The sequence below is a fragment of the Stutzerimonas sp. S1 genome (genome assembly GCF_025966695.1).
Classification (GTDB): domain Bacteria; phylum Pseudomonadota; class Gammaproteobacteria; order Pseudomonadales; family Pseudomonadaceae; genus Stutzerimonas.
Genome location: NZ_JAOEIY010000007.1, coordinates 348,099 through 364,651 on the forward strand (window position 1 = coordinate 348,099; position 16,553 = coordinate 364,651).

The window sequence follows — 16,553 nt, forward strand, 5'->3', positions numbered from 1 at the left end:
CTTGGATTGCGCTTGGATATTCGTAGGGGCCGTGCCGTTGCCGCGCGGGGTTGCGTCCAGCAAATAATCGCCGTGCCATAGCTTTTGGGCGTCGTGCGTGGCATGAGAACGGACTGAGGAGCTTGGGATGCGTTTGGTATTCGATGATTGCGTGCTCGACCTGGATCGACGGGAGCTCGTCCGTGGCTCCGAGGTCGTCGCAACCGCGCCCAAGGTGTTCGACCTTCTGGTCTACCTGGCCCGCAATCGGGCGCGCGTGGTCAGCAGAGATGATCTGATCGACGCGGTATGGGCCCGCCGGATCGTCTCGGAGTCGACCTTGGCCAGCCACATCAATGCAGTGCGCAAGGCAGTCGGTGACAACGGCCAGCAACAGCGCGTGATACGCACGATTGCGCGCAAGGGCTTCCGTTTCGTCGCCGAACTCAGCGAGATCGGCGCGGAGGAGGGCGTTGCCTCGGATGCCAGTCCAAAGGTGCCGACACTGCCGGACCGGCCTTCCATCGCGGTGCTGCCGTTCGTGAATCTCAGCGGTGACCCCGAGCAGGATTACCTTGCCGACGGGGTGGTGGAGGACATCATCGCGGCGTTGTCCCGCTACCGCTGGCTGTTCGTCGTCGCGCGCAATTCGAGCTTCACCTACAAGCAGCGCATGCCTGACGTAAAGCAGGTCGGCTACGAGCTGGGCGTGCGCTACGTGCTCGAAGGCAGTTGGCGCAGGGCGGGAAACCGGGTGCGCATCACCGGCCAGCTGATCGACGCCGCAACCGGTGCGCACCATTGGGCGGGCCGCTTCGAGGGTGTGCTGGGCGATATCTTCGCGCTGCAGGACCAGATTACCGAGAGCGTGGTCGGTGCGATCGCACCGCAGCTAGAGCGCGCCGAGATCGAGCGGGCAAGACACAAGCCCACCGAAAGCCTGGACGCCTACGACTACTACCTGCGCGGTATGGCCAGGCTGCATAACGGGTCACGGGAGGCCATCGACCAGGCGCTGCCGCTCTTCCATGAGGCTATGAGGATCGATCCGGACTTTTCATCGGCGTGTGCGATGGCCGCCTGGTGCTACTGCTGGCGAAAGGTCAACGGCTGGATGGCGGATCGTGAGCAGGAGACGGCGGAAGGGATCCGGCTGGCACGACGGGCAGTGGAACTGGACAAGGGCGATGCGGTTGCGCTCACGCGTAGCGGACACGCCCTTGGTCATCTTGCCGGTGACCTCGAAGGTGGCATCGCATTGCTCAACAAGGCACTCATGCTCAATCCGAATCTCGCCGCCGCCAGATTTCTGGGGGCATTCCTGCGAATTTGGCACGGTGAGACCGAGGCGGCCATCGATGATCTGACGCATGCCATGCGCCTGAGCCCGCTTGACCCTGAGCTGTATCGCATGCAGGCAGGCATGGCGCTCGCCAATCTGTTCCTGGGGCATTACGACGATGCCTCGTGCTGGGCCGGTAAAGCATTTCGCGATCTGCCAAGCCTGTTGCTCGCCGCCGCCGTCCTTACCGCGAGCCATGCGCTGGCTGGCCGAGTGCCCGAGGCGCGGGAGACGCTGGAACAGCTGCGTCAGCTTGATCCGACATTGCATCTGTCGAACATCGCCGATTGGCTGCCGATCCACCGTGCCGAGAATCTCGCCACGCTGCTGAAAGGCTTGCGTATCGCAGGGTTGCCTGAATAAGCGAGCGGTGAGTGCGCGTCCATGCTGCATCAACCAATAGCCGACACTGGCGGCACGCACGCGGCATCGTGTCCAGCTGCCTCGGCCAAGCGTCCACGTATGATCAAAGACATGAACCTGGGCGCGGGGCAAGACGGAGTGAAGGTTTGAAAGGCAGGGCGGGACTTCTGGCGGTTTTGATTCTGATGCTTGCGCTGGTGCCCATGTGGGTCTTCGTGGTGAACGAGATCAGGCATGAGCGTGCCCTGATAAAAGAGGGCGCACGGAACGATGCGATGAATCTGGCGACCGCATTTGAAGCGCATGTGCGCAGCGCCGTTCGCCTGATGGACATCGTGCTGCTGGATATGCGCGATGATGTGTTGGAGTTCTCGGACTTCCACGAGCACGTCAAGGAGGAGCTGGCCGCTTACGGGAATTTCATTACGCAGCTTGCCGTGATAGACGCCGATGGCCGGTTGGTGTTTTCAAACCTCGCGCCGGTGAGCAAACCATTGGATCTGAGCGACCGTGAGCATTTTCGTGCTCATCGTGACAATCCCACCGAGGATAGGCTCTACATCAGCAAGCCGGTGCTCGGCAGGATGTCGCAACAGTGGACGATCCAATTCACCCGGCCCATTCGCAAGGACGGTCAATTTGCCGGGGTGCTGGTGCTATCCGTGCCGACCAGCTTCTTTGCCGACTACTACCAGCAGATCGATGTCGGGCCAAACGGCAGCATCGTGTTGCTCGGTACCGATCGCAGCCTGCGTGCCATTGCTTCCGGGACTCCGCTTTCCGGGCGTTATGGCCGCTTCAAGGTGCCTGAGAGCAGGCCCTATTTCGCCCCGGATGCCCCCGAACGCGGCTACTACGAAGGCGTCAATTCCATCGATGGTGAGTATCGTCTCGGCGCGTATCGGCGGCTGACGGAAAACGGACTCGTCGTGCTGGTGTTGCTGTCGCCGAAGGATTTCATGGCGACCTTCCATGAGCGCCGGAAGCTGCTGCTGGCCTCGGCTGGGGTGATTTCGGTGCTGCTGTTCGCGGTGGCTGTGCTGATCTTCGTATTGAGCCGGCGCTATTTCCTGAATACCGCCCGGCTTCATCAGGCGCATCAACAGCTGTCGCAACTGGTTAACACGGACGTGCTAACCGGCGTGAGCAGCCGCCGATCGTTTCTCGGTAGCCTCGAGGCAGAGCTCGCTCGTGCTCGGCGCCACGGTGAATGCGTGAGTGTGTTGATGCTCGATATCGACCATTTCAAACGCGTCAACGACGGCTATGGCCACCCAATTGGCGACGTGGTGCTCAAGCAGTTTGCCGCCACGTGCAGTCGCCTGCTTCGCGCGCATGACGTGATGGGGCGGCTTGGCGGCGAGGAATTCGCGATTACGTTGCCGCACACGGACACTGAAGGCGCCCGTTGTGTCGCCGAGAAGATCCGCCTCGCCGTCGCGCAGACGCCGATCGAGACCGCAGCCGGCGAGATCGCCATTACGGTCAGCATCGGCCTGGCGAATACGCAGCACGAACCGGATGACGTGGCTCGGCTCATCGCCAGGGCCGACGGTGCACTCTACGAAGCCAAGCAAAGCGGCCGAAACCGGGTATGTTGCGCGCGCGAAGGTGGGACCGAGTGCGCAGCTGCCGAGATTGGCTGATCTCGGCTATCGATACGACGGGGTGGTGATGCTGCTTCGCGTCTGCACGCCATGCATCAGTGCCGCGTCGATGGCCAGACCAGGGTGAAACTGTCTGACACCGTCGTCTTGAGGCTACAGCCGAAGCGCGCCGACTCGCGTTCCAGCGTGTCGCGCAGCCATCGTCGCTCCTCGGCATCGAGCGGCGTCAGTCGCAGACCGCAGCGCCGAATCGGCACCAGCTCGAGCGCTGTCAGTCGGCCATCGGCAGCAAGATCGGCGAAATACAGACAGCCGAGGTCGGCGCGATACTGTTCATAACCGGCGATGCCTTCGTAGTCGTTCAGCAGGTCGCCGCAGCCGTAGACGATCAGCCGCTCGCGGTACACCTCCATGCCCTTGATGTGGTGCGAAGAATGACCATGCAGCAGATCGACTCCGGCTTCGTCGATAAGGTCGCGGGCGAAATAGATCTGTTCTTCGGGGATGGCGAAATCCCAGTTGTCGCCCCAGTGCAATGACACCACCACCAGATCACCGGGGCGCTTGCAGGCGCGGATGCGTTGGACGACCCGGCGCAGGGACGCCTGCTTCAAATCCGCTAACCAGGCCACGCCCGGACGGTCGGGACCTGCGGCCCAGTGCGAAGGCACGCCGCTGTCGTAAGTAGCGTAGGCGAATACCAGCATACGGCGACCGCCGGGCAGTGCGAGTATCGCCGGCGCTTCGGCTTGGACCTCGTTGAGGCCGGCACCGGCATGGGGGATGCGCTGCTGGTCGAGGCTCTGCAGTGTGTCGGTCAGCCCGGGCTCACCCCAGTCCAGTACATGGTTGTTGGCCAGCGAGCAGCAGCCGATCTCGGCGACTTCGAGAATACCCATGTTGGCCGGATTCATACGGTAGTGCAGGCCGTGCGGGCGGGGTGTGCCGCGCTGGGTCACGGCGGTTTCGAAGTTGACCAGCCTGACCTGCGGGTGCCTGCTCGTGATCGCCTCCAGGGCGATGCCCCACGGATACGCGTAGTCGACGCGGTGTGGAATCGGCCCGTTCCGCTCTTCGGCCAGGCGTACATAGTCGCCGGCCGACTGTGCGTAGGGTTCGTGGATCTGCGGATCGCCGGGGTGCGGCAGCAGGTGGTCAATGCCGCGTGCGGTCATCAGGTCGCCGGCGAAGAACAGTCTGGTGAGCATGACGAGCTCCATTGGGGCGGCGCGGGTGATTGAAATCCGGAGCGCTGCGACGCCAAACGTCGATCACGGGAACGGGGAGCCGGCCGCATAGTCTGCTAGGAATAGTAGAGTCCCGCGCGCCTGTCATGTCCGTTGATCCGATACGCCGTTCGCGCCGGGACGGGCGAACGCCGTTGAGCAGAAACTGTTCGGTCACCGAACGGACAGGCTGTTGTCCGTTGGTCGAATCTCCTATGCTCGACTCAGCCGATACTCTTGACGCAGATCAAGTTCTCGCTCGACGCGAGGGCGCGGCAGAGATCGATGCTGGCGATATCGCAGCATCGGCGAACTATAAGAACAACGTGAGTGCCTGGTGATGGAACGACTGCTGAATGAAAAAAGCAGGATCTTCGAGCATGCCGACCCGCACGCGGTGTCGGAGTACGTCAATCAGCACGTGGGTGTGCACTGCATCCGTCTGCCGCGCACCGGCACGCCCCAGGCCAGCCTCAACCATTGCAAGTTCGGCCAGCTCGACCTCTGTCAGATCAGCTACGGCGGCAGCGTCCACGTCAGCTCGGCGGCGCTGGAAACCATCTATCACCTGCAACTGCTGCAGCGTGGTCACTGCCTGTGGCGCGGTCGCGGGCAGGAACACTACTTCACCCCAGGCGAACTGCTGCTGATCAACCCGGACGATCCGGTCGACCTGACCTATTCGGACGATTGCGAAAAGCTTATCGTCAAGCTGCCGGCCTCCTTCCTTGAACAGGCCTGCAGCGAGAACCAGTGGCAAGCACCGGCCGAGGGCATCCGCTTCAGCGGCAACCGCTACGCGCTCAAGGAGCTGGACGGCTTCGACAGCCTGGTCGGACTGATCTGCCGCGAGGCCGGCTCCGAGCAGAGCATCCCGCAGATTCAGGAGCAGTACAGCCGGATCATCGCCAGCAAGCTGCTCTGCACGCTGGCCAACAACATCCGCCGCGATCCGTTCGGTGACAGCTGCCCGTCGTTCGGCCGGCTCAGCGACTACATCGACGAGCACCTGAAGAAGGACATCTCCGTCGAGCAACTGGCTGAGCTGGCCAACATGAGCCTGCGCTCGCTGTATCTGCTGTTCGAACGCAAGGCCGGCACCACGCCCAAGTCCTACATCCGCCAGCGCAAGCTGGAGCAGATCCACGGGCGCCTGAGCGACCCCTCGGCCAAGGTGCGCAACATCACCGAGATCGCCATGGACTACGGCTTCATGCACCTGGGCCGTTTCTCGGAAAGCTACAAGAGCACCTTCGGCGAGTTGCCTTCGGACACCCTGCGCCGCCATCACTGAGTCCCCTTGAGGCGCTGCCATTCCGACGGCAGCGCCTCTTTTTCTTCCCGCTCTCGACCACCTCCACCGCCATTCCGGGTGGCGATTTGCCGTGCGCGCGTGTGCGGCAATCTGTCCTCTTGCATTGTGCAGAAAATGGATAGAGGTCGTGCAGAAAACGGATATTGATGCCGCCGCCAGCGCCTTAGCCTTCATCACGTGGAAACAATAACAATGGAGGCCCCGGCCATGTCCCTGGGAATCGACTACCTTGATTCGCTGCTCGATGAAGACAAAGAGAAGGGCATCTTCCGCTGCAAGCGCGAGATGTTCACCGACCCGCGGTTGTTCGAGCTGGAGATGAAGCACATCTTCGAGGGCAACTGGATTTACCTCGCCCACGAGAGCCAGATCCCCGAGAAGAACGACTACTACACCACCCAGATGGGCCGGCAGCCGATCTTCATCGCACGCAACAAGGACGGCCAGCTCAACGCCTTCATCAATGCCTGCAGCCATCGCGGCGCCATGCTCTGCCGCTTCAAGAGTGGCAACAAGGCGACCTACACCTGCCCGTTCCACGGCTGGACCTTCAACAACTCGGGCAAGCTGCTCAAGGTGAAGGACCCCAAGGAGGCCGGTTACCCCGACAGCTTCGACTGCGACGGCTCGCATGACCTGAAGAAGGTCGCGCGCTTCGAGTCCTATCGCGGCTTCCTCTTCGGCAGCCTGCGCGAGGATGTCGCGCCGCTGGAGGAGTTTCTCGGCGAGTCGAAGAAGATCATCGACATGGTGGTCGACCAGTCTCCGGAAGGCATCGAAGTTCTGCGCGGCTCGTCCACCTATGTCTATGAAGGCAACTGGAAGCTGCAGGCCGAGAACGGCGCTGACGGTTATCACGTCACCGCCGTGCACTGGAATTACGCCGCCACCCAGCAGCAGCGCAAGCTGAAGGAAGCCGGCGACGACATCCGCGCCATGAGCGCCGGTGGCTGGGGCAAGAAGGGCGGTGGTTTCTACTCCTTCGAGAACGGCCACCTGCTGCTCTGGACCCGCTGGGACAACCCGGAAGACCGTCCGCTGTACGCCCGCCGCGACGAGATGATCGCCGAGTTCGGCCAGGCGCGTACCGACTGGATGATCGAGAACTCGCGCAACCTCTGCCTCTACCCGAACCTGTACCTCATGGACCAGTTCGGCTCGCAGCTGCGCATCGCCAAGCCGCTGTCGGTGGACAAGACCGAAGTCACCATCTACTGCATCGCGCCCAAGGGCGAGAGTGCCGAAGCGCGTGCGCGGCGCATTCGTCAGTACGAAGACTTCTTCAATGTCAGCGGCATGGCCACGCCGGATGACCTCGAAGAGTTCCGCGCCTGCCAGCAAGGCTTTGCCGGTCGCGCCATGGAGTGGAACGACATGTCCCGCGGCGCCAAGCACTGGATCGACGGTGCCGATGAAGGCGCCAGGGAAATCGACCTGCAGCCGCTGATGAGCGGTGCCCGCACCGAGGATGAAGGCCTGTTCGTGCTGCAGCACCACTACTGGCAGCAGCAGATGATCAAGGCGGTGAAGGCCGAGCAGGACCAGCTGATCCACGTGGAGGGCGCGTAATGAGCATCTCCTACGAAGCCGCGCGCGACTTCCTCTACCGCGAAGCGCGCTACCTCGACGACAAGGACTGGGATAGCTGGCTGGAGCTGTACGCCGCCGACGCGACCTTCTGGATGCCGGCCTGGGACGATGAGGACAAGCTCACCGAGGACCCGCAGAAGGAAATCTCGCTGATCTGGTACGGCAACCGCAGCGGTCTGGAAGACCGGGTGTTCCGCATTCGCACCGAGCGTTCCAGCGCCACCATTCCGGATACCCGCACCTCGCACAACATCAGCAACCTGGAGCTGATCGAGCAGGGCGAGGGCTTCTGCAAGCTGCGCTTCAACTGGCACACGATGAGCTTTCGCTACAAGACCGTCGACCACTTCTACGGCACCAGCTTCTACACGCTCGACACCCGCGGCGAGAGTCCGCTGATCAAGCACAAGAAGGTCGTGCTGAAGAACGACTACATCCGCCAGTTGATCGACGTTTACCACCTGTGAGGGCAAGGCCATGACTCATCAGATCGCATTGAATTTCGAAGACGGGGTGACCCGCTTCATCGAAGCCAACCTCGGCGAAACCGTCGCCGACGCGGCCTACCGCCAGGGCATCAACATCCCACTGGACTGCCGCGACGGTGCCTGCGGGGCCTGCAAATGCTTCGCCGAAGCCGGCAGCTACGACCTCGGTGAGGAGTACATCGAGGACGCGCTGAGCGAGGACGAAGCCGCCCAAGGCTTCGTGCTGACCTGCCAGATGCGCGCCGAAAGCGACTGCGTGATTCGCGTGCCGGCCTCCTCGGATGTCTGCAAGACCGCGCAGGCCAGCTACCAGGCGACCATCAGCAACGTGCGCCAGCTGTCGCAGAGCACCATTGCGCTGTCGATCAAGGGCGAGTCGCTGAGCCAGCTGGCCTTCCTGCCCGGGCAGTACGTCAATCTGCAGGTACCGGGCACCGATCAGACCCGTGCCTACTCGTTCAGCTCGCTGCAGAAGGGTGGTGAGGTCAGCTTCCTGATCCGCAATGTGCCGGGCGGGCTGATGAGCAGCTTCCTGAGCGGCATGGCCAAGGCCGGCGACAGCCTCACCCTGGCCGGTCCGCTGGGCAGCTTCTACCTGCGCGAAATCAAGCGGCCGCTGCTGTTGCTGGCCGGCGGTACGGGCCTGGCGCCGTTCACCGCGATGCTGGAGAAGATCGCCGAGCAGGGCAGCGCGCATCCGCTGCACCTGATCTACGGCGTCTCCAACGATTTCGATCTGGTGGAGATGGACCGGCTCGAAGACTTCGCCGCGCGCATTCCCAACTTCACCTACAGCGCCTGCGTGTCCAGCTCCGACAGCCAGTATCCGCACAAGGGCTACGTGACCCAGCACATCGAGCCCAAGCACCTGAACGAAGGCGAAGTGGACATTTACCTGTGCGGCCCGCCGCCGATGGTCGAGTCGGTCAACCAGTTCATCCGTGAACAGGGCCTGCAGCCGGCCAACTTCTATTACGAGAAGTTCGCCGCCAGCGCCTGATCAGCCAGCCGTAGGGTGGGCAACTGCGCAGCATTGCCCACCGAATCCTCGCCATTCCAGAGGTTGGGTAGATGAACACACGTTTTCAGGACAAGGTCGCGGTGATCACCGGCGCGGCCCAGGGCATCGGTCGCCGTGTCGCCGAGCGATTCGTCGAGGAAGGCGGCCGGCTGGTGGCCGTGGACCGTTCCGAACTGGTCCATGAACTGGCCGATCAACTGGGGCAGGGCGCCGAAGTCTTGACCCTGACCGCCGATCTCGAGCAGTTCGCCGACTGCCATCGGGTGATGGATGCCGCGAAAGAGCGTTTCGGCCGTCTCGACATTCTCGTCAACAACGTCGGTGGAACCATCTGGGCCAAGCCCTTCGAGCATTACCAGGAACATGAGATCGAGGCCGAGGTGCGTCGCTCGCTGTTCCCCACGCTGTGGTGCTGCCACGCCGCGCTGCCGCACATGCTGGAGCAGGGCGGCGGGGCCATCGTCAACGTCTCATCGATCGCCACGCGCAGCCTCAACCGCGTGCCCTACGGCGCGGCCAAGGGTGGCGTCAATGCGCTGACCGCGTGCCTGGCCTTCGAGAACGCCCAGCGGGGCATCCGTGTCAACGCCACCGCACCCGGCGGTACCGAGGCGCCACCGCGGCGTATTCCACGCAACGCAGCCGAGCAGAGCGAGCAGGAAAAGATCTGGTACCAGCAGATCGTCGATCAGACCGTCGATTCCTCATTGATGAAGCGCTACGGAACCATCGACGAGCAGGCCGGCGCCATTCTTTTCCTCGCGTCCGACGAGGCCTCCTACATCACCGGCGTGACCCTGCCGGTGGGTGGTGGCGATCTCGGTTGAGCAGTACCCGGGCCGGCTCGACCGGCCAGCGCCAAGGCACATCGGCGGTGCGGTGACCCATCGCTGCAGCCGATTCGCGACTAACAAAAACAATAGAGAGTCTTGCCATGCGACAAGTAGATGTTCACGAAATCATCGATAACGCGCGCTTCAACCGCTTTCACTGGCTGGTCGTGTGCCTCTGCGCACTGCTGCTGATCTTCGACGGCTACGACCTGTTCATCTACGGCGTGGTGCTGCCGGTAATCATGAAGGAGTGGGGGCTCACCCCACTGGAAGCGGGCGCGCTGGGCAGCTACGCGCTGTTCGGCATGATGTTCGGCGCCCTGGTGTTCGGCACCCTGGCCGACCGCATCGGGCGCAAGAAGGGCATCGCCATCTGCTTCGTGCTGTTCAGCGGCGCCACGGTGCTCAACGGCTTCGCCAGCACGCCCACCGAATTCGGCATCTTCCGCTTTCTCGCCGGCCTCGGCTGCGGCGGCCTGATGCCCAACGTGGTGGCGCTGATGAACGAGTACGCGCCAAAGAAACTGCGCAGCACCCTGGTAGCGATCATGTTCAGCGGCTATTCGCTGGGCGGCATGTTTTCCGCCGGACTGGGCATCTACATGCTGCCGCGCTTCGGCTGGGAAGCGATGTTCTTCGCTGCCGCCGTGCCGCTGCTGCTGTTGCCGCTGATCCTCTGGAAGCTGCCTGAATCGGTGGGCTTTCTGGTGCGCCAGGGCCGTATCGAGCAGGCGCGCCATCTGCTCAATCGGCTCGATCCGAACCAGCAGCTGGGCGCCAGCGATGAGCCGGTGCTGGTCGAGGTGAAGGGCAAGAGTGCGTCGGTGCTGGAGCTGTTCCGCCACGGCCGCGGCGTGCGCACCGTGTCGCTCTGGCTGGCGTTCTTCTGCTGCCTGCTGATGGTCTACGCGCTGGGCTCCTGGCTGCCGAAGCTGATGGCCAATGCCGGCTACAGCCTGGGTTCCAGCCTGTCGTTCCTGCTGGCGCTGAACTTCGGCGGCATGGCCGGCGCGATCCTCGGCGGCTGGCTGGGCGATCGCTTCAACCTGGCCAAGGTGGTGGTGGCGTTCTTCGCCGTGTCGGTGGTGTCGATCAGCCTGCTGGGCTTCAAGTCGCCGATGCCGGTGCTCTACACGCTGATCTTCATCGCCGGCGCCACCGTCATCGGCACGCAGATTCTGCTCTACGCCGCCGCGGCGCAGTTCTACGGGCTGTCGATCCGCTCCACCGGTCTCGGCTGGGCCTCTGGCATCGGCCGCAACGGCGCCATCGTCGGCCCGCTGCTGGGCGGTGCGCTGCTGGGCATCAACCTGCCGCTGCAACTCAACTTCATGGCCTTCGCTGTGCCGGGTGCAATTGCCGCGCTGGCCATGACCGTCTTCGCCATCTCCAGCCAGCGTAGCGGTGCCACGGCACCCGCGATGCTGGCGGCGGCGAAGGCCTGAACACTGAAACTGGAAATCGGAAGCTGATATGAGCCATTCACTGATCGAAAGCATCCAGACGGTCATCGTCGACCTGCCGACCATCCGCCCGCACAAGCTGGCGATGCATACGATGCAGAAGCAGACGCTGGTGATCATCCGCGTGCGTTGCGCCGACGGCATCGAAGGCATCGGTGAGGCCACCACCATCGGCGGCCTGGCCTACGGCAACGAGAGCCCGGAAAGCATCAAGACCAACATCGACAGCCATCTCGGCCCGCTGCTGGTCGGTCAGGATGCGGCGAATATCAATGCCGCCATGCTGCGCCTGGACAAGGCGGCCAAGGGCAACACCTTCGCCAAGTCCGGCATCGAGAGCGCGCTACTCGACGCGCAGGGCAAGCGCCTCGGCCTGCCGGTCAGCGAGCTGCTCGGCGGCCGGGTGGGCGACAGTCTGGAAGTGGCCTGGACGCTGGCGTCCGGCGACACCGCCAAGGACATCGCCGAAGCCGAGCGCATGCTCGACATTCGCCGCCACCGCATCTTCAAGCTGAAGATCGGCGCCGGTGAGGTGAATGCCGATCTCAAGCACGTCATCGCCATCAAGCAGGCCCTCGGCGAGCGCGCCAGCGTGCGCGTCGACGTTAACCAGGCGTGGGATGAATCGGTGGCGCTGCGTGCCTGCCGCATCCTCGGCGACAACGGCATCGACCTGATCGAACAGCCGATCTCGCGGATCAACCGCGGCGGGCAGGTGCGCCTGAATCAGCGCAGCCCGGCGCCGATCATGGCCGACGAATCGATCGAGAGCGTCGAGGACGCCTTCAGCCTGGCCGCCGACGGCGCGGCCAGCATCTTCGCCCTGAAGATCGCCAAGAACGGCGGGCCGCGTGCCGTGCTGCGCACCGCGCAGATCGCCGAAGCGGCGGGCATCGCGCTGTACGGCGGCACCATGCTTGAAGGCGCCATCGGCACTTTGGCCTCGGCGCATGCCTTCGTCACCCTCAACAAGCTGACCTGGGGCACCGAGCTGTTCGGCCCGTTGCTGCTCACCGAAGAAATCGTCACCGAGGCGCCGGTCTATCGCGACTTCCAGCTGGAAGTGCCGCGTACGCCGGGCCTGGGCCTGACCCTCGATGAAGAGCGCCTGGCGTTCTTCGCCCGCAAGTAAGAGGAGAACCCGAGATGCTCTTCCACGTGAAGATGATCGTGAAGCTGCCGGTCGACATGGACCCGGCCAAGGCCGCCAAGCTCAAGGCGGACGAGAAGGAACTGGCCCAGGGCCTGATGCGCGCCGGCAATTGGCGCCATCTGTGGCGCATCGCCGGGCAGTACGCCAACTACAGCGTGTTCGATGTCGCCAGCGTGCAGGAACTGCACGACACGCTGATGCAACTGCCGCTGTTCCCCTACATGGAAATCGAGGTCAACCCGCTGTGCCGTCACCCGTCCTCGATTCGTGAGGACGACAGCTGATCGACTTTTCCGGACCAGGCGATGCCCGGTCAGTTAACCCGCGTCACCACAATTACAAAATGAGGCCTGAGCCATGACTGTAAAAATCTCCCACTCCGATCACGTGCAGACCTTCTTCAAGGAAGCCAGCGGCTTCAACAATGACGAAGGCAGCAGCCGCATGAAGACGGTGATCAACCGCATCCTGGTCGACACCGCGAAGATCGTCGAAGACCTGGAAATCACCCAGGACGAGTTCTGGAAAGCGGTGGATTACCTCAACCGTCTCGGCGGTCGTCACGAGGCCGGGCTGCTGGTGGCCGGGCTCGGCCTGGAGCATTACCTCGACCTGCTGCAGGACGCCAAGGACGAGCAGGAAGGCCTCACCGGCGGCACGCCGCGCACTATCGAAGGCCCGCTGTACGTCGCGGGTGCGCCGATCGCCCAGGGCGTGACGCGCATGGACGACGGCAGCGAGGATGGCGTCGCTACCCCGATGTTCCTCCAGGGCCGCGTCACCGGTCCGGATGGCCAGCCGGTCGCCGGCGCGGTGGTCGATCTGTGGCATGCCAACACCAAGGGCAACTATTCCTATTTCGACAGGAGCCAGTCCGAGTACAACCTGCGTCGCCGCATCGTTACTGACGAGAACGGCTACTACCGCGCCCGCAGCATCGTGCCGTCCGGCTATGGTTGCTCGCCCGATGGCCCGACCCAGGAAGTGCTCGACATGCTCGGCCGCCATGGCCAGCGACCGGCGCATATTCACTTCTTTATCTCCGCGCCGGGCCATCGTCATCTGACTACCCAGATCAACCTGGCGGGCGACAAGTACCTGTGGGATGACTTCGCCTATGCCACGCGTGAAGGCCTGGTCGGCGACATCCGCTTCATCGAGGATGCAGAGGCGGCTAACAGCCGTGGTGTGCAGGGCCGCTTCGCCGAAGTGGACTTCGATTTCCAGCTGCAGAAGGCGCCTGCACCGCAGGCCGAGCAGCGCAGCCAGCGCCCGCGCGCACTGCAAGAAGCCTGACTCACGCCGTGGTGGTCGGGACATTCCCGGCCGCTACGGTGCTTGACCGTTGGCGGGTGTCGCATTGATATACCGATGCGCAGCTGGCGCATCACCCATAACAAGAGTGATCCGGGCAACGCCACGGATTGCCTGCCTGTCTTGCGAGGCGATATGAAAGCGCTACTCAAAGACTTCTCGCTCTCCGCGGTGGTCGCCGGTTTCATCGCGACGGTGATTTCCTATGCCGGCCCGCTGGTGATCATCTTCCAGGCCGCCAAGGCGGGGAATCTGCCCCATGATGTGCTCTCGTCGTGGGTCTGGACGATCTCCATCGGTAGCGGTGTGCTCGGCATCCTGCTTAGCGTGCGCTATCGGGTGCCGATCGTCATTGCCTGGTCAGCACCCGGCTCGGCGCTGCTGGTAACCATGTTGCCTGACATCACGCTCAACGAGGCGGTCGGTGCTTATATCGTCACCAGCTTGATCGTGTTGGTGATCGGTTTATCCGGCGCCTTCGACCGCATCATCAGCCGTCTCCCTGCGGCGATTGCGGCAGGCATGCTGGCGGGCATCCTGTTTCACTTCGGCACCGGCCTCTTCGTTGCGGTCAAGGAACAAGCATGGCTGGTGCTGGCGATGTTTGGTACCTACCTGTTGTTCAAGCGCTCCATGCCGCGTTACGCGGTGCTTGCAGTGCTGGTCGTCGGTGTGACGATTGCCATCGCTTCGGGTGAGTTGCGCGGCGAGGCGCTGGTGATCGGGCTGGCGACGCCGGTGTGGATCACACCGGAGTTCAGTTGGCCGGTTGTCCTCAATATCGCCTTTCCGCTGGTGATGGTTGCGCTGACCGGGCAGTTCGTGCCGGGTATGGCAGTCCTGCGCAACGACGGTTACGCGACGCCGGTAAGCCCGTTGATCAGCAGCAGTGCACTGGGCTCGTTGCTGTTGGCGCCTTTTGGTTGTCACGGTTTGAACCTGGCGGCGATCACGGCGGCAATCTGTACCGGTAGGGAGTCGCACGAGAATCCTGATCGGCGTTATGTGGCGGGCGTCTCCGGCGGCGTCTTCTATCTGCTGCTGGGTATCTTTGGGGCGACGCTGGTCTCGATCTTCAGCGCATTCCCGGCCGCGTTGATCGCCGCCTTGGCCGGGCTGGCGCTGCTCGCGGCGATCGGTGGTGCGCTGAGTACCGCCATGTCAGTCGCGGCAGATCGTGAGGCGGCGCTGATCACCTTCCTGGTCACAGCATCAGGGATGTCGTTCCTCGGGCTGTCCGCTGCGTTCTGGGGGCTGATCTTCGGTATCGCAGCCCACCTTCTGCTCGGCCTGCGACAACCCACGCCGAACCTCGCAGTCGCCGAAACAACCGCCAAGGAGGAGCAGCCCGCCCGCTGAGGACGGCTGTCCGACGTTCCACACTAGAAAACCTAAGCCGCCGTTCTCTTCTGGCCATGCCGGAGGGGGCTGCGTGCGCCTCAAAAACAACAACAAGAGACATGTTATGCACAATTCAATGATTTCTCTGCTCGCCTTTTCCATAGGTTCGGCCTTCATTGTGCCCAGCGTTTTTGCCGCCGACGGCGGCTTCATCGAGGACGCCACGGCTACCCTGCAGGCGCGCAACTATTACTTCAGTCGGGATTTCTCTGACATCGTCGGTCCCAATCAGCAATCGAAAGCCGAAGAATGGGCGCAGGGCTTCATCCTCAAGGTCAATTCTGGCTTTACCCAGGGGGCGGTCGGCTTCGGCGTCGACGCTATCGGCATGCTCGGCTTCAAGCTCGATAGCGGCGGCGGTCGGGTCAACACCGGCCTGCTGCCAACCGGCAGCGACGGTAACGCGCAGGATGACTACAGCCGGCTCGGTGCCGCGCTCAAGGTGCGGCTCTCGCAGACTGAGCTGAGAATCGGCGAGCTGACACCGAATCTGCCGGTGCTGGCGTTCAGTGATATCCGCCTGCTGCCGCCGACCTATCAGGGACTAAGCGTTGTTTCCAATGACATCGCCGGACTGACGCTACAGGCCGGCCAGCTGCGCTCCGGGAGCCTGTTGAACGAAGCAGGCGATGGCGAGATGTTCGCCAAGATCGGCTACACGCCACTCCGAGGTGCTGGCTTGAGCAGCGATCGCTTCAACTACGCTGGTGCCGATTATGCCTTCGATGACAAGCGTACTTCGGTAGGTGTCTGGTACGCGCAACTGGAGGACATCTACAACCAGCGCTTCTATAGCTTCAAGCACAGCAAGCCGATGGGCGGGTGGATGATTGGCGCCAACATCGGTTTCTTCGACTCGCAGGAAGACGGCGACAGGCTGCTCGGGAACATCGACAACCAGGCCGCGTTCTCGCAAATCTCGGCTAGGCATGGCGGGCACACCTTCATGGTCGGCTATCAGGCGATGTTCGGCGACGACGCGTTCCCAAGAGTCTTCAACAACATTGCGCCCTTGGGTAATGAGGTCCCAACTTACGAATTTGCCGAGAAGGACGAGCGTTCTTGGCAAGCTCGCTACGATTACGACTTTGCGGCCCTGGGCGTCCCTGGCCTGGTCGCTACGGTGCGTTATATGACCAGCGACAACGTTGACACTGGAAAAGCCTTCGAAGGGAAGGCTCATGAGCGTGATCTAGACCTCGGCTATACGGTGCAGAGCGGCCTGTTCAAGAATGTCGGTATCAGACTCCGAAACGTGGCTGCTCGATCGAACTACCGCAGCGACATCGATGAGAATCGCCTGATTCTGAGCTATACGCATACGTTGTTCTGACTTTCCTGGGGGAGGGCTCTGGAAGTGGTGTGGCAGCAAGGCGGCAAGAAACTGAAATAAGCGGTTGACGCCAGTTTTGAGGCCCCTATAATGCGCACCACTTCCGGCGCAGTCCTTAAGTAAAA

General features: G+C 62.7%; 14 protein-coding genes. 13 read left to right on the forward strand and 1 reads right to left on the reverse strand.

Annotated features, from left to right (window positions below; all coding sequences use genetic code 11):
• Positions 1 to 127: 127 nt before the first annotated feature.
• Together N8H22_RS17545 and N8H22_RS17550 are read left to right on the forward strand one after the other, a co-directional pair.
• On the forward strand, positions 128 to 1,684 hold the full coding sequence (locus tag N8H22_RS17545) for a winged helix-turn-helix domain-containing protein (protein ID WP_264591782.1): 1,557 nt from the start codon (positions 128 to 130) through the stop codon (positions 1,682 to 1,684).
• A 146-nt stretch (positions 1,685 to 1,830) separates the two neighbouring features.
• Complete coding sequence (locus N8H22_RS17550) at positions 1,831 to 3,330, forward strand: diguanylate cyclase (RefSeq protein ID WP_264591783.1); 1,500 nt, start codon at positions 1,831 to 1,833, stop codon at positions 3,328 to 3,330.
• Positions 3,331 to 3,386: 56 nt separating this feature from the next.
• Here the strand turns inward: N8H22_RS17550 and N8H22_RS17555 are convergent, their stop codons facing one another.
• Positions 3,387 to 4,499 (reverse strand): CapA family protein, encoded by a 1,113-nt coding sequence (locus tag N8H22_RS17555; RefSeq protein WP_264591784.1) that lies wholly within the window; start codon positions 4,497 to 4,499, stop codon positions 3,387 to 3,389.
• Between the two features lie 358 nt (positions 4,500 to 4,857).
• On the opposite strand from N8H22_RS17555, the gene N8H22_RS17560 reads away from it, so the two are divergent.
• From N8H22_RS17560 to N8H22_RS17610, 11 genes are all read left to right on the forward strand, one after another.
• Positions 4,858 to 5,811 (forward strand): AraC family transcriptional regulator, encoded by a 954-nt coding sequence (locus N8H22_RS17560; RefSeq protein ID WP_264591785.1) that lies wholly within the window; start codon positions 4,858 to 4,860, stop codon positions 5,809 to 5,811.
• A gap of 228 nt (positions 5,812 to 6,039) precedes the next feature.
• Positions 6,040 to 7,401, forward strand: coding sequence for a benzoate 1,2-dioxygenase large subunit (gene benA / locus N8H22_RS17565; RefSeq protein WP_264591786.1), 1,362 nt, complete (start codon positions 6,040 to 6,042; stop codon positions 7,399 to 7,401).
• Positions 7,401 to 7,889, forward strand: coding sequence for a benzoate 1,2-dioxygenase small subunit (gene benB / locus N8H22_RS17570; RefSeq protein ID WP_165595170.1), 489 nt, complete (start codon positions 7,401 to 7,403; stop codon positions 7,887 to 7,889). The genes benA and benB overlap by 1 nt, the downstream gene beginning before the upstream one ends.
• Positions 7,890 to 7,899: 10 nt before the next feature.
• On the forward strand, positions 7,900 to 8,910 hold the full coding sequence (gene benC / locus N8H22_RS17575; RefSeq protein WP_264591787.1) for a benzoate 1,2-dioxygenase electron transfer component BenC: 1,011 nt from the start codon (positions 7,900 to 7,902) through the stop codon (positions 8,908 to 8,910).
• A 71-nt stretch (positions 8,911 to 8,981) separates the two neighbouring features.
• Positions 8,982 to 9,758 carry a 1,6-dihydroxycyclohexa-2,4-diene-1-carboxylate dehydrogenase gene (locus N8H22_RS17580; protein ID WP_264591788.1) on the forward strand — a complete coding sequence of 259 codons (777 nt, stop codon included), beginning with the start codon at positions 8,982 to 8,984 and terminating at the stop codon, positions 9,756 to 9,758.
• A gap of 107 nt (positions 9,759 to 9,865) precedes the next feature.
• Positions 9,866 to 11,209: an MFS transporter gene (locus tag N8H22_RS17585; protein WP_264591789.1), complete on the forward strand. Its 1,344-nt coding sequence runs from the start codon at positions 9,866 to 9,868 to the stop codon at positions 11,207 to 11,209.
• Between the two features lie 28 nt (positions 11,210 to 11,237).
• Positions 11,238 to 12,359 carry a muconate cycloisomerase family protein gene (locus N8H22_RS17590; RefSeq protein WP_264591790.1) on the forward strand — a complete coding sequence of 374 codons (1,122 nt, stop codon included), beginning with the start codon at positions 11,238 to 11,240 and terminating at the stop codon, positions 12,357 to 12,359.
• A gap of 14 nt (positions 12,360 to 12,373) precedes the next feature.
• The gene (gene catC, locus N8H22_RS17595; protein ID WP_264591791.1) at positions 12,374 to 12,664 is read left to right on the forward strand and encodes a muconolactone Delta-isomerase; all 291 of its coding nucleotides are present in this window, start codon (positions 12,374 to 12,376) and stop codon (positions 12,662 to 12,664) included.
• A gap of 73 nt (positions 12,665 to 12,737) precedes the next feature.
• On the forward strand, positions 12,738 to 13,676 hold the full coding sequence (gene catA / locus N8H22_RS17600; protein ID WP_264591792.1) for a catechol 1,2-dioxygenase: 939 nt from the start codon (positions 12,738 to 12,740) through the stop codon (positions 13,674 to 13,676).
• Between the two features lie 75 nt (positions 13,677 to 13,751).
• Complete coding sequence (locus tag N8H22_RS17605) at positions 13,752 to 15,053, forward strand: benzoate/H(+) symporter BenE family transporter (RefSeq protein ID WP_264591793.1); 1,302 nt, start codon at positions 13,752 to 13,754, stop codon at positions 15,051 to 15,053.
• 106 nt (positions 15,054 to 15,159) lie between these two features.
• Entirely contained in the window at positions 15,160 to 16,428 is a 1,269-nt protein-coding gene (locus N8H22_RS17610) for an OprD family porin (protein WP_264591807.1), read from the forward strand.
• The last annotated feature ends 125 nt before the right edge of the window (positions 16,429 to 16,553 follow it).